The 26,023-nt window shown below is 60.9% G+C and carries 25 protein-coding genes and 1 tRNA gene; 9 read left to right on the forward strand and 17 right to left on the reverse strand.

Annotated elements, in window-relative coordinates; all coding sequences use genetic code 11:
- Positions 1–161: 161 nt before the first annotated feature.
- A complete protein-coding gene (locus QWJ46_RS09805; protein WP_302750972.1) occupies positions 162–287 on the forward strand; it encodes a hypothetical protein in 126 nt (41 codons plus the stop codon).
- A 102-nt stretch (positions 288–389) separates the two neighbouring features.
- Here QWJ46_RS09805 and QWJ46_RS09810 read toward each other — a convergent pair.
- Positions 390–466: transfer RNA gene (locus tag QWJ46_RS09810), tRNA-Met, on the reverse strand.
- Between the two features lie 136 nt (positions 467–602).
- Entirely contained in the window at positions 603–1,802 is a 1,200-nt protein-coding gene (gene mnmA, locus QWJ46_RS09815) for a tRNA 2-thiouridine(34) synthase MnmA (protein ID WP_302750974.1), read from the reverse strand.
- A gap of 497 nt (positions 1,803–2,299) precedes the next feature.
- Here mnmA and QWJ46_RS09820 point away from each other — a divergent pair, with 497 nt between their 5' ends.
- Complete coding sequence (locus QWJ46_RS09820; protein ID WP_302750976.1) at positions 2,300–2,563, forward strand: hypothetical protein; 264 nt, start codon at positions 2,300–2,302, stop codon at positions 2,561–2,563.
- A 75-nt stretch (positions 2,564–2,638) separates the two neighbouring features.
- Here the strand turns inward: QWJ46_RS09820 and serA are convergent, their stop codons facing one another.
- The 14 genes from serA to ybgC form a co-directional block, all read right to left on the reverse strand.
- The gene (gene serA, locus QWJ46_RS09825; RefSeq protein WP_302750978.1) at positions 2,639–4,234 is read right to left on the reverse strand and encodes a phosphoglycerate dehydrogenase; all 1,596 of its coding nucleotides are present in this window, start codon (positions 4,232–4,234) and stop codon (positions 2,639–2,641) included.
- An 85-nt stretch (positions 4,235–4,319) separates the two neighbouring features.
- A complete protein-coding gene (locus QWJ46_RS09830; RefSeq protein ID WP_302750979.1) occupies positions 4,320–5,498 on the reverse strand; it encodes a phosphoserine transaminase in 1,179 nt (392 codons plus the stop codon).
- Positions 5,499–5,684: 186 nt separating this feature from the next.
- Complete coding sequence (locus QWJ46_RS09835; protein WP_302750980.1) at positions 5,685–6,521, reverse strand: outer membrane protein; 837 nt, start codon at positions 6,519–6,521, stop codon at positions 5,685–5,687.
- A 257-nt stretch (positions 6,522–6,778) separates the two neighbouring features.
- Positions 6,779–8,131: a phosphoglucosamine mutase gene (glmM, locus tag QWJ46_RS09840; RefSeq protein WP_184455082.1), complete on the reverse strand. Its 1,353-nt coding sequence runs from the start codon at positions 8,129–8,131 to the stop codon at positions 6,779–6,781.
- Between the two features lie 241 nt (positions 8,132–8,372).
- Complete coding sequence (ftsH, locus tag QWJ46_RS09845; RefSeq protein ID WP_064804766.1) at positions 8,373–10,304, reverse strand: ATP-dependent zinc metalloprotease FtsH; 1,932 nt, start codon at positions 10,302–10,304, stop codon at positions 8,373–8,375.
- A gap of 97 nt (positions 10,305–10,401) precedes the next feature.
- Positions 10,402–11,865, reverse strand: a complete 1,464-nt coding sequence (gene tilS, locus QWJ46_RS09850) for a tRNA lysidine(34) synthetase TilS (RefSeq protein WP_302750986.1) — start codon at positions 11,863–11,865, stop codon at positions 10,402–10,404.
- An 11-nt stretch (positions 11,866–11,876) separates the two neighbouring features.
- Positions 11,877–12,866, reverse strand: a complete 990-nt coding sequence (ybgF, locus tag QWJ46_RS09855) for a tol-pal system protein YbgF (RefSeq protein ID WP_302750988.1) — start codon at positions 12,864–12,866, stop codon at positions 11,877–11,879.
- Between the two features lie 158 nt (positions 12,867–13,024).
- Positions 13,025–13,561, reverse strand: a complete 537-nt coding sequence (gene pal / locus QWJ46_RS09860; RefSeq protein WP_064804779.1) for a peptidoglycan-associated lipoprotein Pal — start codon at positions 13,559–13,561, stop codon at positions 13,025–13,027.
- Between the two features lie 152 nt (positions 13,562–13,713).
- The gene (gene tolB, locus QWJ46_RS09865; protein WP_302750991.1) at positions 13,714–15,024 is read right to left on the reverse strand and encodes a Tol-Pal system beta propeller repeat protein TolB; all 1,311 of its coding nucleotides are present in this window, start codon (positions 15,022–15,024) and stop codon (positions 13,714–13,716) included.
- A 22-nt stretch (positions 15,025–15,046) separates the two neighbouring features.
- Positions 15,047–15,433 carry a hypothetical protein gene (locus QWJ46_RS09870; RefSeq protein WP_302750993.1) on the reverse strand — a complete coding sequence of 129 codons (387 nt, stop codon included), beginning with the start codon at positions 15,431–15,433 and terminating at the stop codon, positions 15,047–15,049.
- Between the two features lie 51 nt (positions 15,434–15,484).
- Positions 15,485–16,630 carry a cell envelope integrity protein TolA gene (locus QWJ46_RS09875; protein WP_302750995.1) on the reverse strand — a complete coding sequence of 382 codons (1,146 nt, stop codon included), beginning with the start codon at positions 16,628–16,630 and terminating at the stop codon, positions 15,485–15,487.
- 8 nt (positions 16,631–16,638) lie between these two features.
- Positions 16,639–17,094, reverse strand: coding sequence for a protein TolR (tolR, locus tag QWJ46_RS09880; RefSeq protein WP_003566333.1), 456 nt, complete (start codon positions 17,092–17,094; stop codon positions 16,639–16,641).
- Positions 17,095–17,112: 18 nt separating this feature from the next.
- Complete coding sequence (tolQ, locus tag QWJ46_RS09885) at positions 17,113–17,832, reverse strand: protein TolQ (protein ID WP_004671617.1); 720 nt, start codon at positions 17,830–17,832, stop codon at positions 17,113–17,115.
- A 365-nt stretch (positions 17,833–18,197) separates the two neighbouring features.
- Positions 18,198–18,653 carry a tol-pal system-associated acyl-CoA thioesterase gene (gene ybgC, locus QWJ46_RS09890; RefSeq protein WP_184455075.1) on the reverse strand — a complete coding sequence of 152 codons (456 nt, stop codon included), beginning with the start codon at positions 18,651–18,653 and terminating at the stop codon, positions 18,198–18,200.
- Positions 18,654–18,794: 141 nt separating this feature from the next.
- Here ybgC and QWJ46_RS09895 point away from each other — a divergent pair, with 141 nt between their 5' ends.
- The 6 genes from QWJ46_RS09895 to QWJ46_RS09920 all read left to right on the forward strand — a co-directional run bounded on the left by QWJ46_RS09895 (position 18,795) and on the right by QWJ46_RS09920 (position 24,517).
- Positions 18,795–20,015, forward strand: coding sequence for an NAD-dependent epimerase/dehydratase family protein (locus tag QWJ46_RS09895; RefSeq protein WP_184455074.1), 1,221 nt, complete (start codon positions 18,795–18,797; stop codon positions 20,013–20,015).
- A 267-nt stretch (positions 20,016–20,282) separates the two neighbouring features.
- Entirely contained in the window at positions 20,283–21,107 is an 825-nt protein-coding gene (locus tag QWJ46_RS09900) for a glycosyltransferase (protein ID WP_184455073.1), read from the forward strand.
- Positions 21,104–22,024 carry an NAD(P)-dependent oxidoreductase gene (locus QWJ46_RS09905; protein ID WP_302751010.1) on the forward strand — a complete coding sequence of 307 codons (921 nt, stop codon included), beginning with the start codon at positions 21,104–21,106 and terminating at the stop codon, positions 22,022–22,024. Before QWJ46_RS09900 ends, QWJ46_RS09905 begins: the two co-directional genes overlap by 4 nt.
- 131 nt (positions 22,025–22,155) lie before the next feature.
- A complete protein-coding gene (locus tag QWJ46_RS09910; RefSeq protein WP_302751012.1) occupies positions 22,156–22,743 on the forward strand; it encodes a 5-formyltetrahydrofolate cyclo-ligase in 588 nt (195 codons plus the stop codon).
- A 3-nt stretch (positions 22,744–22,746) separates the two neighbouring features.
- Positions 22,747–23,571, forward strand: a complete 825-nt coding sequence (locus QWJ46_RS09915) for a TIGR00282 family metallophosphoesterase (RefSeq protein ID WP_184455070.1) — start codon at positions 22,747–22,749, stop codon at positions 23,569–23,571.
- A 100-nt stretch (positions 23,572–23,671) separates the two neighbouring features.
- Positions 23,672–24,517 (forward strand): MBL fold metallo-hydrolase, encoded by an 846-nt coding sequence (locus QWJ46_RS09920; RefSeq protein WP_302751014.1) that lies wholly within the window; start codon positions 23,672–23,674, stop codon positions 24,515–24,517.
- A gap of 31 nt (positions 24,518–24,548) precedes the next feature.
- Here the strand turns inward: QWJ46_RS09920 and QWJ46_RS09925 are convergent, their stop codons facing one another.
- Positions 24,549–25,052 (reverse strand): pyridoxamine 5'-phosphate oxidase family protein, encoded by a 504-nt coding sequence (locus QWJ46_RS09925; RefSeq protein WP_184455068.1) that lies wholly within the window; start codon positions 25,050–25,052, stop codon positions 24,549–24,551.
- Positions 25,053–25,193: 141 nt separating this feature from the next.
- Here QWJ46_RS09925 and QWJ46_RS09930 point away from each other — a divergent pair, with 141 nt between their 5' ends.
- Positions 25,194–25,940 carry a YebC/PmpR family DNA-binding transcriptional regulator gene (locus QWJ46_RS09930; RefSeq protein ID WP_184455067.1) on the forward strand — a complete coding sequence of 249 codons (747 nt, stop codon included), beginning with the start codon at positions 25,194–25,196 and terminating at the stop codon, positions 25,938–25,940.
- Positions 25,941–26,023: the final 83 nt, after the last annotated feature.

The following is a 26,023-nucleotide window of genomic DNA, read 5'->3' on the forward strand; positions in this document are numbered from 1 at the left end:
ATCGGCGCCATCGTCGGAAACAAACCGGCGGCTCCACGACGGTTTTGACGAGGAGGCCAGCGAGAAGGGTCTTGCCGTACTGCTGATGATGTCACACCTTCATCATCAGCGATAAACAACCGGCAGGACCTTTTTAACTGAGGCGAGCCATGAGAATGTTGATGGTGATCATCATCGGCGTGATGATAGCATCGATCCTGGGCATCCTGGTGATCAAGCCATTCGTTCGAAGTAGCGGGAAGGACGAAGCGCCACCCCCAGTGATCCAGCAGCCGGAGCCGAAGTGACGGCGCCTGAAATTCTGCCCACAGAAAACGCGGCAACCCTACGAAATGGATATCGAGATTGGCCTGCCCTGTGCGCTCACCCGTAACTGTTGGCTATAAGAATGGTAGCGGAGGAGGGATTTGAACCCCCGACACAAGGATTATGATTCCTCTGCTCTGACCTACTGAGCTACTCCGCCACTGGTCAAACGATACCTGCTCGCGAAGCGCTGCGGGCTCGTGGGATGAGCGGCTTATAAGGTGCGCTTCGGCTTTGTGTCAAGCGCACGATGGAGAAAAAGGCTGAGCTTTGCCGCCCGTCGTTTCCGATGGGTTTCAGGCGGCGACGGGGCCGGCCAGCAGAGCCTTGAGCGAGGCTTCGGCCGAAGGTTCGCGTTCGGAGCGCTCGATGAAACCGCCGCCGAAGACACGAGCGTCGTCGCCGGGCGCCGAATAGAGCGCGCAGGCCTGGCCGGGCGCGATACCTGCCTCGCCAACGGTCAGATCGACATAGGTGCCGGTCGCATCGACATGCAGCACGGCAGGCGCCGGTGCCCGCGTCGAACGGACCTTGGCGTAGCAGGCGAAACCTTCGCCGGCAGCGGCTTCTGCGAGCGGGACGTCGCCCAGCCAATTGACGTCGCGCAGATAGACGCGATGCGTTTCCAGCGCCTCCTTCGGCCCGACGATGACGCGGCGCGAGCGGGCGTCGAGATAGACGACATAAAGCGGCTCGCCCGTGGCGATGCCGATGCCGCGGCGCTGACCGATGGTGAAATGCAGGATGCCTTCATGGGTTCCCAGCACGCGGCCGTCGAGATGGACGATCTCGCCGGCGAGAGCCGCATTCGGCTTCAGTTTGGTGATGATATCGGAATATTTGCCTTGCGGCACGAAGCAGATGTCCTGGCTGTCGGCCTTCTTGGCAACGACGAGACCCATCTCCTCGGCGAGCCGGCGCGTCTCGGCCTTGGGCAGGCCGCCCAAGGGAAAGCGGAGATAGTCGATCTGCTCCTGCGTCGTGGCAAACAGGAAATAACTCTGGTCGCGATCGGCGTCGGCCGGGCGGAAAAGCGCGCGGCGGCCGGGATGTTCAGACGAGGGGTTCGGCCGCGAACGAATATAGTGACCAGTCGCCAGCGCATCGGCGCCGAGCTCCTTCGCCGTCGCCAGGAGATCGGCAAACTTGACGGTCTGGTTGCAGGAAACGCAGGGGATCGGCGTTTCGCCGGCCACGTAGCTTTCGGCGAAAGGATTGATCACCGTCTCGCGGAAGCGCTTCTCGTAATCCAACACGTAATGCGGAATGCCGAGGGTTTCGCAGACGCGGCGGGCATCGTCGATGTCCTGGCCGGCGCAGCAGGAGCCGGCGCGGTGAACAGCGGCGCCATGATCGTAAAGCTGCAGCGTGATGCCGAGCACGTCGTAACCCTGCTGTTTGAGAAGGCCGGCCACGACCGAGGAATCGACGCCGCCCGACATGGCGACGACGACGCGGGTCTCTTCCGGCTTCTTGTCAAAATCCAGTGTGTTCAACGGTGGTGCCAAATTCTGCGCGCTCATAATCCGCCCTTGCGCTGCAATTGCGGCGGATTGCTGATCTCAGGCGGGATCGGCCGCCTTTCTTGAATAAGGGACCGATATAGAAAGGATTGTAACACGACGCAAGTGGCGGCAGCGCGCAGCTGCTCGTTTCGCAATCGCGTGAGAAAGCAAGGCGCGGCCGAAGCCACGCCTTGGAAGCGGGGGTGCGGCTCAGGTGCCGATCAGCTTGTTGCAGGCAAATGCGATACCTGGATTGGCGATGACGACAGCCACCAGCGCCAGTCCGACTATCGAGAATGAATAGTGTTTCATGTCATTCTCCTTTCAGCCCATGCGAATTATGCCGCTCCGGCCGCCATTCTCAAAATGACGAATGCTTGACCGGCACAACTGGAAATGGTGAAAAAATAATTTCGACCTATGGAACTATTCTGTCGGTCATGCGTTGCCGATGATCAATGTCGCAATCGAATGCTGCGGAGGGTTTCATGGCCAGGTTCGGCACGACGGCGGATCACAACAGGATCAGACACTGGATCGAGGCGCGCGGCGGCCATCCCGCCCGCATAAAGGACGCGCGTGACAGCGAAACCGTCCGCGTCGATTTCTCCTCGGAGCCGCTGGAGGAGATTTCCTGGGATGAATTCTTCCAAGGTTTTGACGGCAGCAGGCTCGCCTTCCTTCACCGCACGAAGGCACAGGACGAGGCCGCCCGTCTCGGCAGGATCGTCCGGCGGCGTCGACATCATTGAAACCTGTTCCTGACGCAGCAAAAACCCGGCGCCGTTTCCCGCGCCGGGTTCTTGTTTCCTTGGGAGGAAGGAAACTCAGTCAATGTTGAAGGTCAGCAGCTTTGCCTGGCGGATCGCCTGGTGCGCCGTCAACTGCGTCAGCACGCCGTCATCGACCTCGCCGTCAACGTAGAGCAGCGCGATGGCGTCGCCACCCTGCTTGTCGCGGCCGAGCTGGAAGTTGGCGATGTTGACGCCGGCAGTGCCGAGCGTCGTGCCGATAAAGCCGATCATGCCGGGGACGTCGGTATTGGTGATGTAGATCATGTGCGAACCGACATCGGCATCGAGATTGATGCCCTTGATCTGGATGAAGCGCGGCTTGCCATCCGAAAACACCGTGCCGGCGACGGAGCGCGTCATGCTTTCGGTCGTGACCGTCAGCTTGATATAGCCGTCGAAGACGCCTGTTTTGTCGCGCTTGACCTCGGAAAGCACGATGCCCTTTTCCTTGATCATGATCGGCGCGGAAACCATGTTGACGTCGGCGACCTGCGGACGGATCAGCCCCGCAAGAACCGCGCTCGTCAACGCCCGCGTGTTCATGTTGGCGGTCATACCGTCATAGAGGATTTCGATTTCCTTGATTGGCTCTTCGGTGACCTGGCCGACAAAGGCGCCGAGAACGTCGGCAAGACGGATAAACGGCTTCAGGATCGGCGCCTCTTCCGCGGTGATCGACGGCATGTTGATGGCGTTGGAAACCGCGCCCTTGACGAGGTAGTCCGACATTTGTTCGGCGACCTGCAGCGCGACATTTTCCTGCGCCTCGGTCGTCGAAGCGCCGAGATGCGGCGTGCAGACGACGTTCGGCAGGCCGAAGAGCGGGCTTTCCTTGGCGGGCTCGACTTCGAAGACGTCGAAGGCAGCACCGGCGACATGGCCGGACTTGATGGCTTCGGCCAGGGCCGCTTCATCGACCAGGCCACCGCGGGCGCAGTTGATGATGCGCACGCCGGGCTTCGTCTTTGCCAGGGCTTGCTTGTTGAGGATGCCGCGCGTCTTGTCGGTCATCGGCACGTGCAACGTGATGAAATCAGCGCGGGCGAAAAGCTCGTCGAGCTCGACCTTGGTGACGCCCATCTCCTCGGCGCGCTCCTTGGAAAGAAACGGGTCATAGGCGACGACATGCATCTTGAGGCCGATGGCGCGGGAGCAGACGATCGAGCCGATATTGCCGGCGCCGATGACGCCGAGCGTCTTACCGGTGATCTCGACGCCCATGAATTTCGACTTCTCCCATTTGCCGGCCTGCGTCGAGGCATCGGCAGCCGGAAGCTGGCGGGCGACGGCGAGCATCAGCGCGATTGCGTGTTCGGCGGTCGTGATCGAATTGCCGAAAGGCGTGTTCATGACGATGATGCCGCGGCGCGAGGCGGCCGGGATATCGACATTGTCGACGCCGATGCCGGCGCGGCCGACAACCTTGAGGTTCTTCGCCCCCTCGATGATCTTTTCCGTCACCTTGGTGGCGGAGCGGATGGCCAGACCATCATACTTGCCGATGACTTCGAGCAGACGGTCCTTGTCCTTGCCGAGCTGCGGTTCGAAATCGACTTCGACGCCGCGGTCGCGGAAGATCTGGACGGCGGTTTCCGACAATTCGTCGGATACGAGAACGCGAGGTGCCATTGAGGCCTCCTTCAAAAGTGTTCAGCGATGAATGAAAGTGGAATGCTGGGCTCCGCCGGACGTGGCGGAGCCGGATGCGATCACGTCAAGCGGCCGCCTGAGCGAGCTGCGCCTTCTGCGTTTCGAAAGCCCAGGAAAGCCAAGGCATCAGCTTCTGCATGTCGGATGCCTCGATCGTGGCGCCGGCCCAGATGCGCAGGCCCGACGGCGCGTCGCGGTAATGGCCGATGTCATAGGCGACACCTTCCTTTTCCAGCAGGCCGACGAGGCCCTTGGCGAAATTCGCCTGGCCGTCGCCATCGAGAGCCGTGATGTCCTTGTCGACGATCTTCAGGCAGACGGAGGTGTTGGAGGCCGTTTCCGCCTTGACGGCGAGATTGGCGATCCAGTCGTTTGCCGCGACGAAATCGTGGATGACCTTGGCATTGGCATCGGCACGAGCGATCAGCGTCTGGAGACCGCCGAGCTCCTTGGCCCAGAGCAGCGCATCGATATAGTCCTCGACGCAGAGCATCGACGGCGTGTTGATCGTCTCCCCCTGGAAGATGCCTTCCGTCAGCTTGCCGCCCGAGGTCATGCGGAAGATCTTCGGCAGCGGCCAGGCCGGCATATAGGTGGTAAGACGCTCGACAGCACGCGGCGAGAGAATGATGACGCCGTGGGCACCCTCGCCGCCCAACACCTTCTGCCAGGAGAAGGTGACCACATCGAGCTTCGCGAAATCGAGTTCCTGCGCGAATGCGGCCGAGGTGGCGTCGCAGATCGTCAGACCCTTGCGGTCGGCAGGAATGAAATCGGCATTCGGCACGCGCACGCCCGAGGTCGTGCCGTTCCAAGTGAAGACGACGTCGCGGTCGAAATCGACGGCGGAAAGATCGGGAAGCTCGCCGTAACCCGCTTCGAGCTTGCGCACATCCTTGAGCTTCAACTGCTTGACCACGTCGGTGACCCAGCCGGCGCCGAAGCTTTCCCAGGCGAGCATGTCGACACCGCGTTCGCCGAGCAGCGACCAGAGCGCCATTTCGACGGCGCCGGTGTCGGAAGCCGGCACGATGCCGATGCGGTAATCCGCCGGCACTTCGAGAATTTCACGGGTAAGGTCGATGGCCTGCTTGAGCTTGGCCTTGCCGACCTTCGCGCGGTGCGAACGGCCGAGGGCCGCGTCGGAAAGGGCCTCGAGCGACCAACCGGGGCGCTTCGAGCAGGGGCCAGAAGAAAAATGGGTATTGTGCGGACGGATGTCCGGCTTTGCGGTCTTCGCCATGATGCTATCCTCTCAGATAGAAAGCCCTTCGTTGGGGAAGGGTGTCCCGCCGCCGTGTGTATGGATCGGAGGCTTCACAGTCAAGATCGAAATGTCGCAAGCGGAAGATATTTTGACGCAGAGAGCTCGTCAAAATGAAAAAAGCCGTCCGGATGTCGGACGGCTTTCTGATGCAAGAGATTGGATTTACTTGTAGACCGGCTGCTGCAGCGGGATTTCCGGCGGCGGTTCGTAGCTCGCCTGGGCGCATCCGCCGAAGAGGTAGCGGCCACCGACGCGGACTTCATGGGCGCTGAGGCCCTTGTCGCGGCCCGGACCGCCATTTTCGGCATAGCCGAACATGTTGCCGCCATCGATATGCAGGTATCGGTAGCCGACATCGGCCTTGAAGTTGCAGGTCACGTCGACCGAGGCGCCGGCCATGAGCGCGTAGGTGAAGCGCCAGTTGCCCTTGCCGCTATGGGTGACCTCATCGTCGCAGAAGCTGCCGTCATCGGCGCAGGCGACGTTGCGCAGGTTTTTCCATTTGACGTAGGAACCGCCGATACCGGCGCCGACATACGGCGTCACATAGCCGTAGGTGCCGAGATCGACATAGGCGTTGGCCAGCAGCGTATAGGCGGTCAGCGAAGAGCGGTCGCGCGAGGTGCAATCCACCAGCGGGAAGCCGCACTGCCCGGATGTCGAGCCCTTGAAATCCGCCTGGGTGAGATAGTCGAAGGTCAGATCGGTGCGCAGATAGCTGTTGATCTGATAACCGACACCACCGCCAACGGTCCATGCGTCGTCGAGATCGGCGTCGTCGAAATCAACCTCCGTGGCGTTGCTGCCCTGGAAATAGCGCGCGCCGCGCAGATCTGTGAAGGCATAACCGACATCGCCGCGCAGATACCAGCCGGTCGCTTCGCTGACGGTCACCTCCGGCGGCTGCTCCGGAATGGGTTCGGCAGGGGCGAGATCCGCAGAATAGGCATTTGTCGCTATCAAGAATGCGGCGAAGATGCCGGACAAGCTTCTTTTCATGGATTTCACTCCAAAATCCCGTTGCGTCGGCAGCTCAGTCGCTGCCAATCTGATACGCTTTGCATGGATAATGAATTGGAAACGTTAAAAGCTGCTTAACCACGCTTGTTTACTTCGATTTCAAGCATCTCAGTCGCATGAAACAGAAGATCGACTGCTTCGTGAAATGGTTTGAGCAGAGATACATACCACTCACGTGCGCAACAAAAAAAGCCGGCGCTCACGCACCGGCCTTTTCATTGTCTGTTCTCGCAGAATCAGGCAGCGGTCCGGACATTCGAGATCGTGCCGATCAGCTCGTTGACGATGCGCTCGATCTGGGCGCGGTCGTCGCCCTCGGCCATGACGCGGATCAGCGGCTCGGTGCCCGAGGGGCGAATGACGAGACGGCCATTTTTGGCGAGCTCGGCTTCGGCATCGGCGATCGCCTTCTGTACCTGAATATCCTCCAGCGGCTTGCCGCCGCTGATGCGGACATTGCGCAGGAGCTGCGGCACCGGCTCGAAGCGGCGGCAGACTTCGCTGACGGTGCGGCCGGTGCGCTTGACCGCGGCAAGGATCTGCAGCGCCGCGACCAGACCGTCGCCCGTCGTCCCGTAATCCGAAAGCACGATGTGGCCCGATTGCTCGCCGCCGACATTGTAATTGTGCTGGCGCATATGCTCGACGACGTAGCGGTCGCCGACCTTTGTGCGGGCAAGCGCCATGCCGCGTTCGTCGAGGAAACGTTCGAGGCCGAGATTGGACATGACCGTGGCCACGATGCCGTTGCCGCGCAGCTGCTGGCTCTCGGCCCAGCTCTCGGCGATGACGGCCATCAGCTGGTCGCCGTCGACGATCGAGCCGTTCTCGTCGATAATGATGACGCGGTCCGCGTCGCCGTCGAGCGCGATGCCGATATCGGCGCGAACCTCATCGACTTTCTTCTGCAATGCGACGGGGCTGGTGGAGCCGCAATTGAGATTGATGTTGGTGCCGTTCGGCTCGTTGCCGATGGTAACGACATCGGCGCCAAGCTCCCAGAGCACGGCGGGCGCCACCTTGTAGGCAGCACCGTTGGCGCAATCGATCGCGACCCTTAGCCCCTGCAGCGTCACGTCGCGCGGCAGCGTGCGCTTGGCATGTTCGATATAGCGGTCATGCACGCCGTCGACGCGCTTGGCCCGGCCGATATCGTCGGATTTGGCGAGCTGCGCGTTCAGGTCCTTTTCGAGCAGGTCCTCGATCTCGGCCTCGATGTCGTCCGACAGCTTGTAGCCGTCGGGACCGAAAAGCTTGATGCCGTTATCTTCATAAGGATTGTGCGAAGCGGAGATCATCACGCCGATATCGCAGCGCAGCGAACGCGTCAGCATGGCGACGGCGGGCGTCGGGATCGGGCCGAGAATGAAAGCGTCGAGGCCCGCAGCCGTGAAGCCCGCCACCATGGCGTTCTCGAGCATATAGCCGGAAAGGCGCGTATCCTTGCCGATGACGACGCGATGACGGTGGTTGCCCCGGCGGAAGATCGTGCCGGCGGCGATGCCGACCCTCATGGCAAGATCCGGCGTCATCGGGAAGACGTTGGATTGACCGCGAATACCGTCCGTACCGAAATAGCGTCTTTTCATCTGCACTCCTGCACTTTGGCGCGCCATTCAAGGCAGCGCATCTTTCCAAGCAAATCCGGCTTCAGTGGATTGTCATCAGTCCAGGAGCGTGATTCATGCTTGCTTCTCTTCAGCGGAATGCCACAAATTGCGGCAATCGGCACGTAAATTAGCGAGAAAAATGATTATATCCCGTTACCAATGAAAAAGGCCGGATCTCCCATAGCGGAAATCCGGCCTGTTTTCGAGATCGTGTCGCAGCTCAATGCGGCTGCGGTTCGAGACCGGCTTCGGGCTCATCGCCCTTGGTGGCAGGCCGCACGCCGGCCTTCGGAACGGCCGATCCACGGCTCGGAGGCGAATCGTCGCCAAGATCGCGGGAGGGTTTCTCACCGCGGATCAGCGCCTTGATCTCGTCACCGGTCAAGGTCTCGTATTCGAGCAGACCTTCGGCAAGGGCGACGAATTCGTCGTGCTTTTCCGTCAGGATCGTGCGGGCCTGCGTATAGGCTTCGTCGATCAGGCGGCGCACTTCATTGTCGATCTTCTGCGCGGTCGCCTCCGAAACATTCTTCGATTGCGAAACCGAGTGACCGAGGAAGACTTCCTGCTGATTCTCGCCATAGGCGACCTGACCAAGCTGGTCGGAGAAGCCCCATTGCGTGACCATGGCGCGGGCAAGCTTGGTGGCCTGCTCGATATCGGAAGACGCGCCCGAAGTGATGTTCTCCTTGCCGAAGGTGAGTTCCTCGGCGACGCGGCCGCCCATCATGATGCAGAGGCGCGAGACCATCCATTTGTAGCTCATCGAGTAGCGATCGCCCTCGGGAAGCTGCATGACCATGCCGAGTGCACGGCCGCGCGGAATGATCGTCGCCTTGTGCAGCGGATCGGCAACGGCGACGTTGAGCGCCGTGATGGCGTGGCCGGCCTCGTGATAGGCGGTGAGCTTCTTCTCCGCTTCGGTCATTGCCGAGGAACGGCGCTCGGCGCCCATCATGATCTTGTCCTTGGCGTCCTCGAACTCCTGCATGGTGACGACGCGCTTGTTGCGGCGGGCAGCCATGAGAGCGGCTTCGTTGACGAGGTTCATCAGGTCGGCGCCGGAGAAACCGGGCGTGCCGCGAGCGAGAACCTTGAGATCGACATTCGGCGCCAGCGGAACGTTGCGGGCATGCACTTTGAGGATGCGCTCACGGCCGACGATATCAGGGTTCGGCACCACGACCTGGCGGTCGAAACGGCCGGGACGCAGCAGTGCGGGATCGAGAACGTCAGGGCGGTTGGTGGCGGCGATCAGGATCACGCCCTCATTCGCCTCGAAGCCATCCATTTCGACCAGCAACTGGTTCAGCGTCTGCTCGCGTTCGTCATTGCCGCCGCCGAGACCGGCGCCGCGATGGCGGCCGACGGCATCGATTTCGTCGATGAAGATGATGCAGGGCGCATTCTTCTTCGCCTGCTCGAACATATCGCGCACACGGCTTGCACCGACACCGACGAACATTTCGACGAAGTCGGAACCGGAAATGGTGAAGAAGGGCACGTTGGCTTCGCCGGCGACCGAGCGGGCGAGCAGCGTCTTACCGGTGCCCGGAGGGCCGACCAGTAGCACACCGCGCGGGATCTTGCCGCCGAGACGCTGGAACTTCTGCGGATCACGCAGGAATTCGACGATTTCCTCGAGATCCTGCTTGGCCTCGTCGACGCCCGCGACGTCTTCAAAGGTCACGCGGCCATGCGCTTCCGTCAGCAGCTTGGCCTTGGACTTGCCGAAACCCATCGCGCCGCGGGAGCCGCCCTGCATCTGCCGCATGAAAAACAGCCAGACGCCGAGAATGAGAAGCATCGGCAACAGCGTGCCGAGATAGCTCAAAAAACCCGAAGAACCATCCGTTTCTGGACGGGCGGAAACCAGCACATTCTTCTGCTGCAGGCGATCGAGCAGGCTGTCGTCGATGACAGGCGAATAGGTCTGGAAGGTGGAGCCATTTTCAACATAGCTTCCGGAGACACGGTTGCCCGTGACCACGACTTCCTTCACACGGCCCGCATCAACCTCACGCAGAAACTGCGAATAAGGGATATCGCGGGAGCCCGTCTGCGCCGGCGCCGTCTGAAACATGCTGAAAAGGGCGATCAGCAGAAGCGCGATAATCGCCCACAATGCGAAATTACGTAAGTTAGGGTTCATTGAACTCCCCAGCACTGCAACAGCCGCCTCATGGCGACCGTCTTATTAGGTTCTAACATAGGGTTGCGCCGCGCTATTGCCAAGGCAATCCCCCAAGTCAGATGGTTTTTCCGTCAATACTTCTTAAAGGCAGTCCCGCATAGGGCGCCATCGCGAAAACCGCCGAAAGCCTGTCGGCAAAGATGAAATCAAATCGTGTCAAAAAGCGGTCGAAGGGTGCGAAATAGGGCGTCAGTTCAACCAATGACGCGGATTCCAGAGATAAATAGGCTCCATCTGAGAATAAGGCAGGCGCCGACGCGATTGCGCGTTGCCATGCCGCCTTCGGCAGGTGCCCAAAATGACGCTCCCTCATTCCTGTGCTTGTCACAGGAATCCAGCCACCGCGCGTCCGCGCGGTGAATGACTCCATGTGCGGCGGAAGAGAGTCTTCCGCGCCCAAGGACTTGGGCGCGCTGGATTCCTGTGACAAGCACAGGAATGAGGGAGAGTGGGTAGCGGCGGATTCGATTGCAATCGAGATCGCTGACCCATTGCGCACCTGAAATCGCCCGTCCCAAACCCCAGCCTCCCCCGGCCGCAATACCAGCGGCACCATCCCCCGGTTTTCCCGTGCCAGATAAAGCCCGTCGCGCCTGAGATCGAACACCACTCTGCCGGCGGTCATCCGTCCCGACCCGCTGCCGGCTGCGAATGCGAGAATACGGTCCATCTGCACCCTGCCCGGCACGAACGGCTGACCGCCGAACACCGCCGTCAGACGGCCGAGCGTATAGTCGAGGACCGCACGGTCCTGCCGCAACCCCTCGGGCATCACCTGCCCAAGCACATCGCCGTGAAGCTGGAAATGACGATCCAGCCATTCGGCGGATCGAGACGACAGAGCGAGCCGCTCTTCCCAGGCTGCGCGAATATTTGTCGCAGCCGCAGGATCGGCAGATAGCTGCCGGCGCATCCGCACACGCTCGTACCTGGTATCCTCATTGCTCGGATCGTCGATCCACCGCACGCCCCCCGTCCGCAGGAAAGCGCGGATATCCGCGCGTGTGGAAAATAGAAATGGGCGCAAAATCCAGAATCGCCGGTCGAAAAGCACGGCATCGGCAATACCGGTCGAAACCTGCTCCGTTCGCATGCCACGCATTGCAAGCGTTTCGCGCTGGTCGTCCAGCGTATGACCGGTGACGATGAGATTGGCGTCGAGCGCTTCGGCTGCCTCAGCCAGAAGGCCGTAACGGGCCTCACGGGCCGCGGCCATGATGCCGGTTTTCGGCTTTTCGCTCTGCCATCTAGCGATCATATGGGGAATGCCGAGGGATGCACAGAGAGCTGCGACCTCTCGCGCCTCGTCTGCGGAGCCGGCGCGCAACGCGTGGTCGATGGTCGCGGCACAAAGGGAAATTCCAGGATGGGGCGCGGCCTTTATGGCTTCATCGAGGAGGAGAAGCAGGCCGGTGGAATCGCTGCCGCCCGAGATCGCGACGAGAATACGCGTAGGACTTCGAAGCGATGCGAGAAACTGGCGGATCGCCTGTTGAGGCGATGCGGCTTCCGGAGACATTCCGGGAGACCTCAGCAGGCGAGGCGTTTCTGTTCGCTCGCAACCTTGCTTATGACGGCGCGTGACGCCTTCGGGTAACGCTTCGAGACTTCACGCAGGGTCGCGCAGGCCGTCTCTTTATTGTCGAGGGCCGCAAGCGACATGCCGAGCTTCAGCAGCATTTCCGGCGCCTTTTCCGAACTGCCGTATTTCTGATGCGCGTTGAGGAAAGTCTTGGCCGCCTCATTGTATTTGCCCTGCGAATAGAGCGCTTCGCCGAGCCAGAAATTGGCGTCCGCCGCCCGTGCACTGCTCGGGTAACGAGCGATGTACTGGTTGAACTCCTGCTCGGCCGTGCCGTAATCGCCTGACAGCACGTGGCCGTAGGCTGACTTGTACTGATCCGACTCGCCCCCGAGCGAGGCCGTCTGCTGCGGCGTGCCGCTGTTGGCATTGGGAATCGGGCCGGAGCCGATGGTGGCGTTTTTATCGACGCTTCCGCCGATCGCATTGCCGTTCTGATCGAAGTCGATCGAGCCGAGCTGCTTCGGCGGTTGGCCGAGGCCGGTATTATCAGGCACATCGGTGGAGGGAGCCGTTTCGGCCCCCTGCGGTGCTTGGATCACCCTGGCGACGTCGTCGCTGCCGGACGCTGCCGGCGCAGCATCCGTCTCGCTCTTCTTGACGGGAGCCTTGGCGCCACCGCCGCCGGCACCGGTTTTTTCGAGCTGCTGGAAGCGGAATTCATTGTCTTCCTGCTGCTTGCGGATCGTCTCCTGCATCTGCAGGAGCTGAAAGCTCATCTCCTCGATCCGGCCGTTCAGCTGCCGCATCTGTTCTTCGAGCTGCTGCACGCGGATTTCCGCATCCCCGCTCTGTACCTTGACGACGGGAGGGGCCGGCTGCTGCTCCGCGGATCGGCCGCCGAGATGCAGCCCGAAGAACGAGGCCGAATAGGCCGCTCGTTCGCTCCCGGTCATAGCCGCCAGGCACAGCATGCCTGCCACGACAAGTTTCTTCATATGTATCGTCCTGTCCCAGTGATTCTTCGCGCATTGAGGCGCGAACAGGAGATTTTTCCAATTGCTGTCAAAAAGCAACGGAGTCTGGCCAAAGTGTGGTCAAAAAGAAAAGGCGGCCCCGGATGGGACCGCCTTCGTAAAATCCATTAAAGCTTGAATTACATGCCGGCTCCGCCGAGCACGGTGACCGCGCGGCGGTTCTGCGACCAGCAGGAAATATCGTCGCAGACGGCGACCGGCCGTTCCTTGCCGTAGGAGATCGTCTTCATGCGCTGTGCCGGAACGCCGCGGGAAGCGAGATAGTCCTTGGTAGCAGCAGCGCGACGGGCGCCGAGGGCGAGGTTATATTCGCGGGTGCCGCGCTCGTCGGCATGGCCTTCAACGGTGATCTGATAGTTCGGGTAACGACCGAGCCACTGTGCCTGACGGTCGAGCGTCTGAGCGGCATCGGCGCGGATCGACGTGGAGTCGGTGTCAAAGAAGATGCGGTCACCGACATTGACCGTGAAGTCCTGAGTCGAGCCCGGCGTCGCGGCGCCTGCGCCGAGACCCATGTCGCCGGCGCTGTTCGGCATGCCGCCGTTCTTCTTGTTGGCGCAACCCGCAAGCGCGAGACCGGCGACAAGCGCGATCATGACGGGGTTGCGGGCGAAATTCTGCATACGGCTCAGTGCCGGGGTATGAATTCGGCTCATGGCCGGTCTCCTTGCGAGTTCATCAGGGTTTCCGGACAGTAACCGCACTCGGTTAACCGCCCCTCAAAGATTATGGTTAACAATTTACTGATTTGTCCCGTATCGCCCGGTTTCCACGACTTTGAGGCGACATGAAGGCATTGATGCACTCGCTACTCCAGCAGCGGCGACCAGGCCGGGTCGGAAGCATAGCTCGGCGTCTTCACAAGCTGCTCGTTATAACCGGTCAGATCGATCGAATAGAGCTGCGGACCACCCGCGCCTGCCGCCTGGCGGAAGAACATCAGCACACGGCCGTTCGGCGCCCAGGTCGGGCCTTCATTGTGGAAGCCGGACGTCAGGATGCGCTCACCCGAGCCATCCGGCTTCATCACGCCGATCGAGAACTTGCCGCCGGACTGTTTGGTGAAGGCGATGAGATCGCCGCGCGGCGACCAAACCGGCGTCGAATAGGAGCCGTCGCCGAAGGAAATGCGGGTCTGGCCGGAACCGTCGGCGTTCATCACGTAGATCTGCGGCTTGCCGCCACGGTCGCTTTCGAAGCTGACGCGCGCACCATCGGGCGAATAGGAGGGCGAGGTGTCGATCGCCGCCGTCGAGGTCAGCCGCGTCGTCGTGCGCGAGCGCAAGTCCATCGTATAGATGTTGGAATTGCCCTCCTGCTGCAGGCTCATGATCACCTTCTGGCCATCCGGTGAAAAGCGCGGCGAGAAGGTCATGCCGGGGAAGTTGCCGACGACCTCGCGCTGCCCGGTTTCGAGCTGCAGCAGGTAGACGCGCGGCTGCTGGTTGGCGAAGGACATATAGGTGACTTCCTGCCGGCTCGGCGAGAAGCGCGGCGTCAGCACGAGATCGCTGCCATCGGTCAGCGTCCGCACGTTGAAACCGTCCTGGTCCATGATCGCCAGCTGACGCTTGCGCTGCTGCTTGGTGCCGGATTCGGAGACGAAGACGACGCGGGTGTCGAAATAACCCTCTTCACCGGTGATCTGCTTGTAGATTGCATCGGCAATGATGTGGGCCACACGGCGCCAATTCTCCGGCTGCGTATAGAACTGCTGACCGGTCATCTGCTGGCCGGCGAAGGGATCCCAGAGACGGAATTCGGCGCGAAGACGTCCATCGGCTTCCTGGGTCACGCGGCCAGTGACCAGTGCCTGGGCGTTGATGACCTTCCAATCCTCGAACCGCGGCGCGGCATCGGGATTGGAAATCTTCTCAATAAAGGCGCTCTTGTTGATCGGCGCGAAGAGGCCGGAACGCTGCAGGTCCGCGGCGATGACCTGGGAGACCTGTGCGCCCATATCGCCCTGCAGGAAGTCGGTCACCGCAATCGGCAGCGGCTGGATATTGCCTTTCCGAAGATCGAGGGTGAGTACCGCGTTCGCCGGAGTCGCAAAGGCCGCGACGCCAATCAGGCCTGCAATGACCATCAGAGCGCGGATGAGGGAACACTTGACCATATCAAACAAGCCTTTCAGCACTTTATTGGTTCAACTGGCTGACGTCGAAGTTCAAAACAACTTCTTTCCAGAGATCGTATTTGTCTTTTGGGAGCATGGCGTAAGGCGCTGCGCCGATAACTGCGCGAAGAGCGGCTTTGGTCATGAGATTTCGTGTATGTTCACTGCCCCCGTTGGCATCGACCTCGGGAGCGCCGATAACGCGACCTTTGTCATCAAGCCGCACATGAATCCGCACTCGAACACTGGCCACATCCTTCAAGTCACCGGGGAGGATAAAGCGATTTGTGATGGCGTTTCGCATCGCATCAATTGCCGCCGCGCTTAAAACAGGTCTTTTCGGCTCGCTTTTTCCACCCGATGTCGTCTCCGCATGCCCACCAGGAGCGAACGCGAAAGCGACCGTCAAGAACGTCAGTATCCCGACAGCCTTCGTGATATGGGACAAGCTACTTCGCATTTAGATTCCCAAGCTGCTCGCATCGAAGTTGAGAACGACCTCACTCCAAGCGTCATATTTGTCCATCGGAAGGGTTGAGGAAAAAGAAGGCGCGGATTTCATCACCGCACGGTAAGCAGCGCTTTCCAGCGCACGGCGCGTGGAGTCACTGCTGCTTCCGCCAGACGATTCCACATCCGGCTGACCAATAATGCTACCATCCTTTCCCAGCTTGAAACGCACCGTAATCACCAGCCCGGAAAGACCTTCCATTCCGGGCGTGACCAGCCAGTTGCTCTCGATCAGGCTGCGCATTGCATCTTCTTCGCTCTGGCTGAGCTTGGACCCACCATTGCTCTTCTTCGCGCCCAGCGATGCCTCCTGCGTCGAACGTTTAGCCCCGCCCGCGGAAGGATCGGTCTTGTTCAGCAGCGCCGATATCTCGTCGGCATTGAAGTCGCTCTTCATCGTCGAGGCCGATTTCGCCACTTCCTGCTTCTTGTCGGCCTTCTTCTTGTCCGTCGGTTTTTCGGCAGCCTTCGGCTCGTCCGCGGGCTTTTCCGGCGGCTTTTCGGCCGTCTTCTGTGGCTCCGGCGGCTTTACCTGCGGCTTGACGACCGGCGTCGGCACCTTGTCCGGCAAGGCTTCCGCATCGGGCTTCGGCGGCTCTTCGGGCTTCGCCTGTTCTTCCGGCGGTTTTTCCTCCGGCTTCGGCGGCGTCACTTCGACCGGCTTCGGCGGCGGAATGGAGGCGACTTCCTTCGGTTGTTCGACCTCCGTCTCTTCCTTGTTGACTTCCTTGACGTCGTTCGGCTTGGGATCGATTGTCGGCAGTGGCTTCTCGCTCGAATTCGCCGCCGCAGCTTCGCTGTTGCTGGGCTTGGCGTTCGGCACCGGTGGCGTCTTCAGGTCGGCATTGTTGTCACCGGCATTCTCGGCCGGCTGCGCGATCGGCGGCCGAGTCGTCGGCACGGGGGCGGACGTCTCCTTCTTCGGAGCCTTCTTGTCGCCCTGCTGCATCTGGGTGATGGATTCCACCGGCACGAGATCGACCGGCATCGCCTCGAAATCCTCGACCTTGAAGGATTCCGGCGCGCTCAAAGACACCATCGCCCAGGTGAGCACCAGGCAATGCAGAACAGCAGATGTGACGACGCTGGCCTTCATCTTGAGCGCTATTGGTCCTTCTTCTGCTGCGTCACGAGGCCGATATTCTTGAAGCCGGCCCCCTGGATGCGAGCCATGACGTCGGCGATGACACCATAGGGCGCCGTCGCGTCGCCGCGCACAAAGATGCGTTCGTTATAGCCGGTGGTGGCGATCGCCTCGAGCTTGGCGGCGATCTCCGCTGCCGGGATCGGCGTTTCCTGCAGGAACACCTCGCCGTCGTTCTTGACCGAAATCGTGATCGGCTGCGTCTCGGAATTCAGCGCCTTGGCCTGCGTTTCCGGCAGGTCGATCGGCACGCCGACAGTCATCATCGGAGCCGCGACCATGAAGATGATCAAAAGCACGAGCATGACGTCGACGAGCGGCGTCACGTTGATTTCGGAAATCACGGCCTTGTTCCGACCGCCGCGACGGCGACGTCCGCCGCCCCCGCCGCCATTGCCTCCAACAGCCATACCCATCTGAGAATACTCCGTTGGTTACTGAGCGGCAGCGCGCGGCTGCAGCTTCTCGTCGATCTGGCGCGAAAGTATGGCGGAGAATTCGTCCGCAAAACCTTCCATGCGGGCCGAGAGCTTGCCGGCATCGGCAGAGAACTTGTTATAGGCGATAACCGCCGGAATAGCGGCGACGAGGCCGATCGCGGTGGCGAGCAGCGCTTCGGCGATACCGGGTGCGACGACCGCGAGGTTCGTCGACTTCGAGCCGGCGATCGCCTGGAACGAGGTCATGATACCGACGACCGTGCCGAAGAGGCCGATGAACGGCCCGGCCGAACCGATGGTCGCAAGTGATCCCAAACGGGCGCCGAGATATTCGGTTTCACGGGCAAGCGTCACGTCCATGGCGCGGTCGATACGCATCTGCAGGCCGATCGGCGAGCGGGCGCCGCGTTCGAAGGATTTTTTCCATTCGCGCATGGCCGCGACGAAGATCGACGCCAGTCCGGTATTGTTGCGTTCCGACAGCGAGCGGTAGAGTTCTTCCAGCGACTGGCCCGACCAGAAAACCTGCTCGAACTTGTCGAACTGGCGCCGTGCGCGGCCATAGGCCAGATACTTGTCGATGACGATCGCCCACGTCCAGACCGAGGCCGCGATGAGCCCGAGCATGACGAGCTTGACGACGATGCCGGCCTGCATGAAAAGCGACCAGAGGCTGACGTCCGTCGTGGCTGCTGCCAATCCTACTTGTTCCATTGATCCAAAATCCCCGAATCCAAACGCCCGGCGCTGGACCGGGCGGCACAAAATGATCTCGCAAGAAGTGTCCGGCGACCGCCGCCCAAAGCCCTGGTCAAGCTTCCAAGCTCTTCTTCCGCCTTCTTGCCGTCAAATTTGGTCAAAGGAAGGCGTGCACCGCACAAACTCCGACTTTCCCAGTAAGACACTATTATGGTTAATAGATCGTTAGTGCCGGACTGTGACAGCAAGCCTGTGTTCGGAAGATTTTGTTCCGTGAATTACTTGACCGGAGCATGGTCCGGCTGCCGAAAGAGCGCTCATCCTGCGGCGCGGGAATTCCTTCACATAAAGTTCAAGTTTTGACAAGGCCTGATTCGGAACTACAGAGGCTGGCTGCCTTCCAGGAATTTTGCCGCCAGCGTTTCCGGCAGCCGCCGTGGCCGCCCCTTGGCATTGATAACGGCGATGATCACCCTGGCTGCAATCAGCAGGGTTTCGCCTGAGCGAATCTGCTGGTTGAGCACCATCTTGGCGCCTCCGGCCTTTTCCGTATGCGTCAGGATCGTCAGCACGTCATCCATGCGCGCGGGGCTCTTGAAATCGATCTCCATGCGGTGGACGACGAAGACGAGGCCTTCCTCGTCGGCGCTGACGAGTTCGCGTTGCTCGACACCGAGGCAGCGCAGATAATCGGTACGGCCACGCTCGAGGAAGTGCAGGTAGCGGGCGTGATAGACCAGGCCGGAGAAATCCGTATCTTCATAATAGACCCGCTGGACGAGGCGGTGTCCGGCCTCCGTCAGCTCTCCCGAAATGGAAAAAGGGCGTTCCGTCATAATTTTCTCCAAAGTGAGGTGCCCTCTTTGGCGCAACACTTCGCGGCAGGCAAGCATTGAATGCGCCGCCGGCAGGCATTGAATGATTGTCATAATTCCTAACTATTCCCGATAATAAGCGACCGATCAGGAGACGATGCGATGAAGATTGCGGTTATGGGCGGAGACGGTTTCATTGGTTGGCCCACATCGCTCCATCTTTCCGATGCCGGTCACGACGTCCATATTCTCGACAACCTCTCGCGCCGCTGGATCGACACCGAACTCGGCGTTCAGTCGCTCACTCCGATGGATTCGATCCAGGAGCGCACGCGCATCTGGCATGCCGAAACAGGACGCCGCATCCACTTCAACCTGATCGATCTCGCCAAGGATTACGAACTTCTGAAGAAATGGCTTTCGGAACACCGGCCGGATGCCATCATCCATTTCGCCGAACAGCGCGCCGCGCCCTATTCGATGAAGAGCGACCGCCACAAGAACTACACGGTCAACAACAATGTCAGCGCCACGCACAACCTCCTGAACGCGCTGACCGAGCTCAATCTCGACGCCCACCTCATCCATCTCGGCACCATGGGCGTCTATGGCTACTCGACGGTCGGCGCCGCTATCCCCGAAGGTTATCTGCCGGTCGGCATCGAGACCGCGGGCGGCGAAACGGTCAGCCAGGAGATTCTCTACCCCTCCAATCCGGGCTCGATCTACCACATGACCAAATGCCTGGATCAGCTTCTCTTCCAGTTCTACGCCAAGAATGACGGCCTGCGGATCACCGACCTGCATCAGGGCATCGTCTGGGGAACGCATACCGAGCAGACGCGCCGCCACGCGCAGCTGATCAACCGTTTCGATTATGACGGCGATTACGGCACGGTGCTGAACCGTTTCCTCATTCAGGCGGCGATCGGTTATCCGCTGACGGTGCATGGCACCGGCGGCCAGACCCGCGCCTTCATCCACATCCAGGATTCGGTGCGCTGTATCGAGCTGGCGCTGAAGAACCCGCCCGCCCGCGGCGCCCGCGTCGAGATCTTCAATCAAATGACGGAAACCCACCGGGTGCGCGACCTCGCCGAGATGATCGCCGGGATAAGCGGCGCCAAGATTACCTGGCTGCCGAACCCGCGCAAGGAGGCCGCCGAAAACGAGCTGATCGTCCGGAACGAAAAGTTCCTCGACCTTGGCCTCGAACCGACCACGCTGGAAGCCGGGCTGCTGGGCGAGATCGTCGACGTGGCGAAGAAATTCGCTTATCGCGTCGACCGCTCCCGCGTGCCGGCCGTCTCCGCCTGGACCAAGGACATTGCCGCGACGATTGATCACGATCCGGAAGGCAAGCGGTTGAAATCGGTGTCGTGAGCGCTGAGACATGACGAACACGAGGAAGTCCTGGGCTTGCTCCCTCTTCTCCCCAGCGGGGAGAAGGTGGCCCGAAGGGTCGGATGAGGGGGCCACACCGCACGCCATTCATTGCCCTTCGCTCGCGCTCAGTGCATTCGCTCCCCTCGTCGCTCACCCCCTCAACCGCCTGCCGGCACCTTCTCCCCGCTGGGGAGAAGAGACGTATGGCACGCGCCTTGCACCTCTCTTTGACCGGAGCAAGATTTATCGGAGCAGTCGAACCCGATGAATCGCCCACCCGCCTTCGCCTACGTCACCCTCATCACCAACGCCGACTACGCGATGGGCGCCACCGCCCTCGCCCGCTCCTTGCACCGCACCGGCACCGGCGCCGACATCGTCGTCCTCCACACCGGCGGCGTTGACGCAGCCGCTCTCGCCCCGCTCGAGACCCTCGACTGCCGCCTGATCCAGGTCGAGCACCTGCCGCTCTCCCATACCTTCAACGAGCGCCACGCCCGCGGCCATCTCCATTCCGCCGCCCCCTTCACCAAGGGCCGTAAGCCGGAGTTCCATTCGCCGCTCGACAATTTCTGCAAGCTCAGGCTCTGGCAGCTTGTGGAGTATGAGCGCTGTGTGTTCATCGACGCCGACGCCCTGGTGCTGAAGAACGTCGACAGGCTCTTCCTCTATCCGGAATTTTCCGCCGCTCCCAACGTCTATGAGAGTCTCGCCGATTTTCGCCGGATGAATTCCGGCGTCTTCGTCGCGACGCCCTCGCATGACACATTCCGGCGCATGCTGGAAAGCCTCGACAGGCCGGAGGCCTTCTGGCGACGCACCGACCAGACGTTTCTGGAGACGTTCTTCCCGGAATGGCACGGCCTGCCGGTCTATTACAACATGCTGCAATATGTATGGTTCACCATGCCGGAGCTTTGGGACTGGAAGAGCATTTCGATCGTGCACTACCAGTACGAAAAACCGTGGGAAAAGGATCATCCCAAGGCAAAACATCTACAACCCTTGATCGATCTATGGCACCGTATACACGAGAGCGGCGATATGCCGGAGATCACGGCGCTGAGAAATCCGGAAGGGACGGCATGAAAGTACTGGTATCCGGGGGAATGGGTCTCGTCGGCCGGTACGTCGTCGAGGAGCTGCTGGCCGCCGGCTATCAGGTGATTGTCGGCGGACGCCGCGCGCCGCTGCCGGGCTTCTTCTCCCGCCCGGTCGAGTTCGCAGCGCTCTCCCTCGATCCCGGCAAGGATCAGATCGACGTCTTCGACGACGCCTATTTCTTCGTTCATGCCGCCTTCAGCCATGTTCCCGGCAAATATCGCGGCGGCGAGGGCGACGATCCCAAGAGCTTCCGTAGATTGAACCTCGACGGCACCGTCCGGCTTTTCGAAGCGGCCAAACGCGCCGGCACGCGCCGTTGCGTCTTCCTGTCCAGCCGCGCTGCCTATGGCGACCACCCGCCGGAAACCGAGCTTGTCGAAACGATGCCGCCGAAGCCGGAGACGCTCTACGGCCAGATCAAATTCGACGCCGAAGGTGCGCTTACCCATCTCTCGGCACCGGGTTTTGCCGGGGTAAGCCTGAGGGCGACCGGTGTCTATGGCGATCTCACGCCGAACAAATGGGATCATCTCATCGCCGATTATCTCGCCGGCCGGCCTGTTGCTGCTCGCGCCGGGACGGAGGTTCATGGCCGCGACCTCGGCCGCGCGGTGCGGCTGATGCTGGAGACGGAAAGCACCCGCATCTCTGGCGAGGTCTTCAACATATCGGACATAACAGTCGACACGCAGGACATTCTCGCGCCTATCCGCCGTGAAACGAGCTGTCCTCACGCCTTGCCGTCCACCGCCGACAAGGCTGCCCTCAATCCGATGAACACGGCGAAAATCCGTGCGCTCGGCTGGCTGCCAGGTGGAACTCCTCTGTTCGAGGAAACGATGCGGCGGCTGGCCGCCACGCTGCCGGTGCCGCCGCGACACGAATCTGCGCAGGATCGATAGGCATCCTCGTCCGACGATCGGCAACCGCAGATCGATACGACGTGAAACGGGCGCAGCCCTGTCGCAGCCGGCATTTGCATCGGGTCTCCAGCCGGCTATGCTCGGTCGAACCTCTCAATCCGGCAGATCGAATGACCGCAAAAGAACTGAAAGCGCAGTTGCGCAACGAACGGCTGTCCGCCCGCGACGCCATCGCTCCCGAAGAGCGCATCTCCAAAAGCCTCGCAATGGCCGATCACGCCGGCGAGGCGGTCGCCTTCGAGCCAGGCACCATCATCTCCGGCTTCCTGCCGATCCGGTCGGAGGCCGATCTTAGGCCGCTGATGGCGCGCTTTGCAGCACGCGGCGCGCGGCTCTGCGTGCCGGCGATCCTCGACAAGCAGACCATCGTCTTTCGCGAACTGGCGGAAGGCGCACCGCTGATCGCAACCGGTTTCGGCACGGTCGGCCCCGCCGAGTACGCCGCCGTCCTCAATCCCGAGATCATGCTGGTGCCGCTTTCGGCCTTCGATGTCAGAGGCCATCGCATCGGCTACGGCGCCGGTCACTACGACCGCGCCATCAGCCGGCTCAGAGAGAAAGGCCTGCATCCCAAGCTGATCGGCATTGCATTCGACTGCCAGGAAGTGGCACATGTGCCCGACGAGCCGCATGACATAAGCCTGGATGCCATCCTGACAGAAAGCGGCCTTCGCTTTTTTGCCTCTTGGATTGGATAGGGAATGCGGCTGCTTTTTTTGGGTGACATGGTCGGCAAGACGGGACGCACGGCGGTCTGGGACCGCCTCCCCGGTCTCATCTCCGACCTCAGGCTCGATTTCGTCGTCGTCAACGGCGAGAATGCCGCCGGCGGTTTCGGCATTACCGAGGACATCTTTCTCGAAACGATCAATGCCGGCGCCGATGTGGTGACGACCGGCAATCACGTCTGGGACCAGAAGGAAGCCGTCGCCTTTGCCGGGCGGCATGATCAGTTCCTGCGGCCGTCCAATTATCCGCAAGGCACACCCGGCCGCGGCTCCGGCCTCTTCTATGCCCGGAACGGCGCGCGCGTGCTCGTCGCCAATGTCATGGGTCGCGTCTTCATGCATCCGGAACTCGACGACCCCTTCAAATCGGCGGAAGCGATTCTCGATGCCTGCCCGCTGAAGGAGCAGGCCGATGCGATCATCTTCGATTTCCATGCGGAAGCGACCAGCGAGAAGCAATGCTTCGGCCATTTCGTCGACGGCCGCGCCAGTTTCGTTGTCGGCACCCACACCCATGTGCCGACCGCCGATGCGCAGATCCTCAACGGCGGCACCGCCTATATGTCGGATGCCGGCATGTGCGGCGATTACGACTCCTCCCTCGGCATGGACAAGGAGGAGCCGCTCAACCGCTTCATCTCCAAGATGCCGAAGGGCCGCATGGAAGCGGCAAGCGGCCCGGCGACGATCTGCGGCGTTGGGGTGGAGATTTCTGATGCCACCGGACTGGCCGAAAAGATCGCGCCACTTCGGCTCGGGCCGCGTTTGGCGGAAACGGTGCCGGAGTTCTGGCGGTAATCCAGCCGCTCCAACACGCGAATGTGAGCATCGCTGCTCTGGACCGCTGCGACCTCATGACGCATCCTCCGCCGCTGAATGAAAGCGCCGGAGAGGTGGCATGAAGCCGCATTATCTTATCCTCGCTATCACATGCCTGACGGCCTTCGCCGCATCAGATCCCGCAGAGGCACTGGAGCAGCGCCAGCGAGCCAGCCAATGCCACGCGATCGCCGAGAATATGCCCAGGGCGACCTTCGCCAGTTTCTCCGTCGCCGCGGCGCCGATGCCGGCCGTATCCGAAGGCGAGAATGTTAGATTCACCTATCTCGGCCATTCCACCTTCGAAATCGAGACACCCGGAGGCATCATCATCGCGACGGATTATAATGGCTGGTACAGGCCGGCGACGACCCCCGATGTCGTCACGATGAACAAGGCTCACACGACCCACTTTACCCTGACGCCTGAGCCCGACATAAAACATGTGCTCCATGGTTGGAGCGACGTGCCGGGTGAGAAGGCCAGCATCAATCTCGTCGTCGGCGATGCCTATATCCGCAACGTCACGACGGATATCCGCTTCAGCTACGGCCTCGGCGGCTCACACGCGGATGGAAACTCGATATTCATCTTCGAAATTGCCGGTCTCTGCATCGGCCATCTCGGCCATCTGCACTACGAGCTGACGGACACCCATTATACCGAAATCGGCCGCCTTGACGTCGTCATGGTTCCGGTCGATGGCGGCCTGACGATGGGCGCCGACAGCATGAGCCGCGTCATCAAGCGGCTGCGCTCGTCGCTGATCCTGCCGATGCATCGCCGCGGCCCACCGGTCAATGCTTTCGTCTCCATGTTTGGAAAGGACTTCGATATCGCTTACGCGCCTGATGACAGCCTCACCGTTTCCATGCGCACGCTTCCAAAGAAGCCGCTGATCTATGTGATGAAAGGCGTGCAGTAAAAAGCCCGGCGGGTCCTGCAAACCTTGCTGATCAAGCAAATTGCAGGTGGCGTTTGACGCCGACGTCGGGCATCTTCTCGTCGTCGAGATTGGCCTTGGCGATCTCCCAACCGAATTTCAGCGTGCTGCCTGTCGAAACCCAGATCTCGGCATCATCGACATGCAGCGAAAGCATGGTGAGTTTCGGGTCCTTCTTGCCGTTGTCATACCAGGCCGCCACGATCGAATTCCAATATTCCTCGATCTTGGAAGGGTCGGGGCGCACCTCGATGACGCCGGAAAGGCAGGCGTGATAGTCGTGATCCTTGCCGATGACGCAAAAATGCGCGCGGCTGCCGGGTTTGATGGCGCGCACGATGTCGGCGTCGGTCTTGGTGTAGAACCAGATCGTGTTGGTGGTGGGATCGGCATGCGGCGCCATCGGCTGCATGTGCATATCAAGCCCGGAAATTCCGAGCATGCCGGCATGAACGCCGTTGACCTGATCCCAAAGCTGACGTGCTGGTTGCTCCCGCGCCTCGCTGAGACTTGCCATGACCGTTCCTTTCCGCTGGATGGAGTTCGGTTGAAACGTCATCCCTTCGCCTTTGTTCCGAACTGCTTTTCCCTTGAAAGGCTGCCGTTTCGCTCTTATAAGGCGGCCCATTCCGAACAATGAGACGTGAACAGGGGTGCCATGGCTGGCCATTCACAGTTTAAAAACATCATGCACCGCAAGGGCCGTCAGGACGCCGTGCGGTCGAAAATGTTCTCCAAGCTTGCGCGCGAAATCACCGTGGCCGCCAAGGCCGGCCTGCCCGACCCGACAATGAACGCCCGTCTTCGCCTGGCGATCCAGAATGCCAAGGCCCAGTCCATGCCGAAGGACAACATCGACCGCGCCATCAAGAAGGCAGCCGGCGCCGACAGCGAAAATTATGACGAAGTGCGCTACGAGGGCTATGGTCCGGGCGGCACGGCGATCATCGTCGAAGCCCTGACCGACAACCGCAACCGCACTGCCTCCAACGTCCGCTCGATCTTCACCAAGGCCGGCGGCGCTCTCGGCGAAACCGGTTCTGTTTCCTTCTCGTTCGACCATGTCGGCGAAATCACCTACAAGCTTTCCGCAGGCGACGCCGACAACGTGATGGAAGCCGCAATCGAAGCCGGCGCCGATGACGTCGAGACCGACGAAGAAGGCCATTACATCACCTGCGCTTTCGAAGCCCTTGGCGAAGTATCGAAAGCTTTGGAAACGAGCCTCGGTGAAGCCGAAACCGTCAAGGCCGTCTGGCGCGCCCAGAACAACGTGCCGGTGGACGAGGAAAAGGCTCAGTCGCTGATGAAGCTCATCGACTCGCTTGAAGACGACGACGACGTGCAGAACGTCTATTCCAACTTCGAGGTCTCTGAAGAGGTTCTGGCGAAGCTTTCAGCTTGAGCCGCACTGCAAACCTGCGACATTATCCTCGGCCTTGTGCCGAGGATCTGCGCCGGCCTGATTAAGTATCTGAAAATAAACAT

Origin of the sequence: Rhizobium sp. CBN3 (genome assembly GCF_030518245.1) — a bacterium.
In the GTDB taxonomy this organism is placed as follows: Bacteria; Pseudomonadota; Alphaproteobacteria; order Rhizobiales; family Rhizobiaceae; genus Rhizobium; species Rhizobium aethiopicum_A.

Excerpts from the sequence above, each read along its gene's own strand:
- QWJ46_RS09805 (WP_302750972.1), top strand. The coding sequence starts at position 162 with ATGGTGATCATCATCGGCGTGATGATAGCATCGATCCTGGGCATCCTG.
- QWJ46_RS09820 (WP_302750976.1), top strand. The coding sequence starts at position 2,300 with ATGGCCAGGTTCGGCACGACGGCGGATCACAACAGGATCAGACACTGG.
- serA (WP_302750978.1), bottom strand. The coding sequence starts at position 4,234 with ATGGCACCTCGCGTTCTCGTATCCGACGAATTGTCGGAAACCGCCGTC.
- QWJ46_RS09830 (WP_302750979.1), bottom strand. The coding sequence starts at position 5,498 with ATGGCGAAGACCGCAAAGCCGGACATCCGTCCGCACAATACCCATTTT.
- QWJ46_RS09835 (WP_302750980.1), bottom strand. The coding sequence starts at position 6,521 with ATGAAAAGAAGCTTGTCCGGCATCTTCGCCGCATTCTTGATAGCGACA.
- glmM (WP_184455082.1), bottom strand. The coding sequence starts at position 8,131 with ATGAAAAGACGCTATTTCGGTACGGACGGTATTCGCGGTCAATCCAAC.
- ftsH (WP_064804766.1), bottom strand. The coding sequence starts at position 10,304 with ATGAACCCTAACTTACGTAATTTCGCATTGTGGGCGATTATCGCGCTT.
- tilS (WP_302750986.1), bottom strand. The coding sequence starts at position 11,865 with ATGTCTCCGGAAGCCGCATCGCCTCAACAGGCGATCCGCCAGTTTCTC.
- ybgF (WP_302750988.1), bottom strand. The coding sequence starts at position 12,866 with ATGAAGAAACTTGTCGTGGCAGGCATGCTGTGCCTGGCGGCTATGACC.
- pal (WP_064804779.1), bottom strand. The coding sequence starts at position 13,561 with ATGAGCCGAATTCATACCCCGGCACTGAGCCGTATGCAGAATTTCGCC.
- tolB (WP_302750991.1), bottom strand. The coding sequence starts at position 15,024 with ATGGTCAAGTGTTCCCTCATCCGCGCTCTGATGGTCATTGCAGGCCTG.
- QWJ46_RS09875 (WP_302750995.1), bottom strand. The coding sequence starts at position 16,630 with ATGAAGGCCAGCGTCGTCACATCTGCTGTTCTGCATTGCCTGGTGCTC.
- tolR (WP_003566333.1), bottom strand. The coding sequence starts at position 17,094 with ATGGGTATGGCTGTTGGAGGCAATGGCGGCGGGGGCGGCGGACGTCGC.
- tolQ (WP_004671617.1), bottom strand. The coding sequence starts at position 17,832 with ATGGAACAAGTAGGATTGGCAGCAGCCACGACGGACGTCAGCCTCTGG.
- ybgC (WP_184455075.1), bottom strand. The coding sequence starts at position 18,653 with ATGACGGAACGCCCTTTTTCCATTTCGGGAGAGCTGACGGAGGCCGGA.
- QWJ46_RS09895 (WP_184455074.1), top strand. The coding sequence starts at position 18,795 with ATGAAGATTGCGGTTATGGGCGGAGACGGTTTCATTGGTTGGCCCACA.
- QWJ46_RS09900 (WP_184455073.1), top strand. The coding sequence starts at position 20,283 with ATGAATCGCCCACCCGCCTTCGCCTACGTCACCCTCATCACCAACGCC.
- QWJ46_RS09905 (WP_302751010.1), top strand. The coding sequence starts at position 21,104 with ATGAAAGTACTGGTATCCGGGGGAATGGGTCTCGTCGGCCGGTACGTC.
- QWJ46_RS09910 (WP_302751012.1), top strand. The coding sequence starts at position 22,156 with ATGACCGCAAAAGAACTGAAAGCGCAGTTGCGCAACGAACGGCTGTCC.
- QWJ46_RS09915 (WP_184455070.1), top strand. The coding sequence starts at position 22,747 with ATGCGGCTGCTTTTTTTGGGTGACATGGTCGGCAAGACGGGACGCACG.
- QWJ46_RS09920 (WP_302751014.1), top strand. The coding sequence starts at position 23,672 with ATGAAGCCGCATTATCTTATCCTCGCTATCACATGCCTGACGGCCTTC.
- QWJ46_RS09925 (WP_184455068.1), bottom strand. The coding sequence starts at position 25,052 with ATGGCAAGTCTCAGCGAGGCGCGGGAGCAACCAGCACGTCAGCTTTGG.
- QWJ46_RS09930 (WP_184455067.1), top strand. The coding sequence starts at position 25,194 with ATGGCTGGCCATTCACAGTTTAAAAACATCATGCACCGCAAGGGCCGT.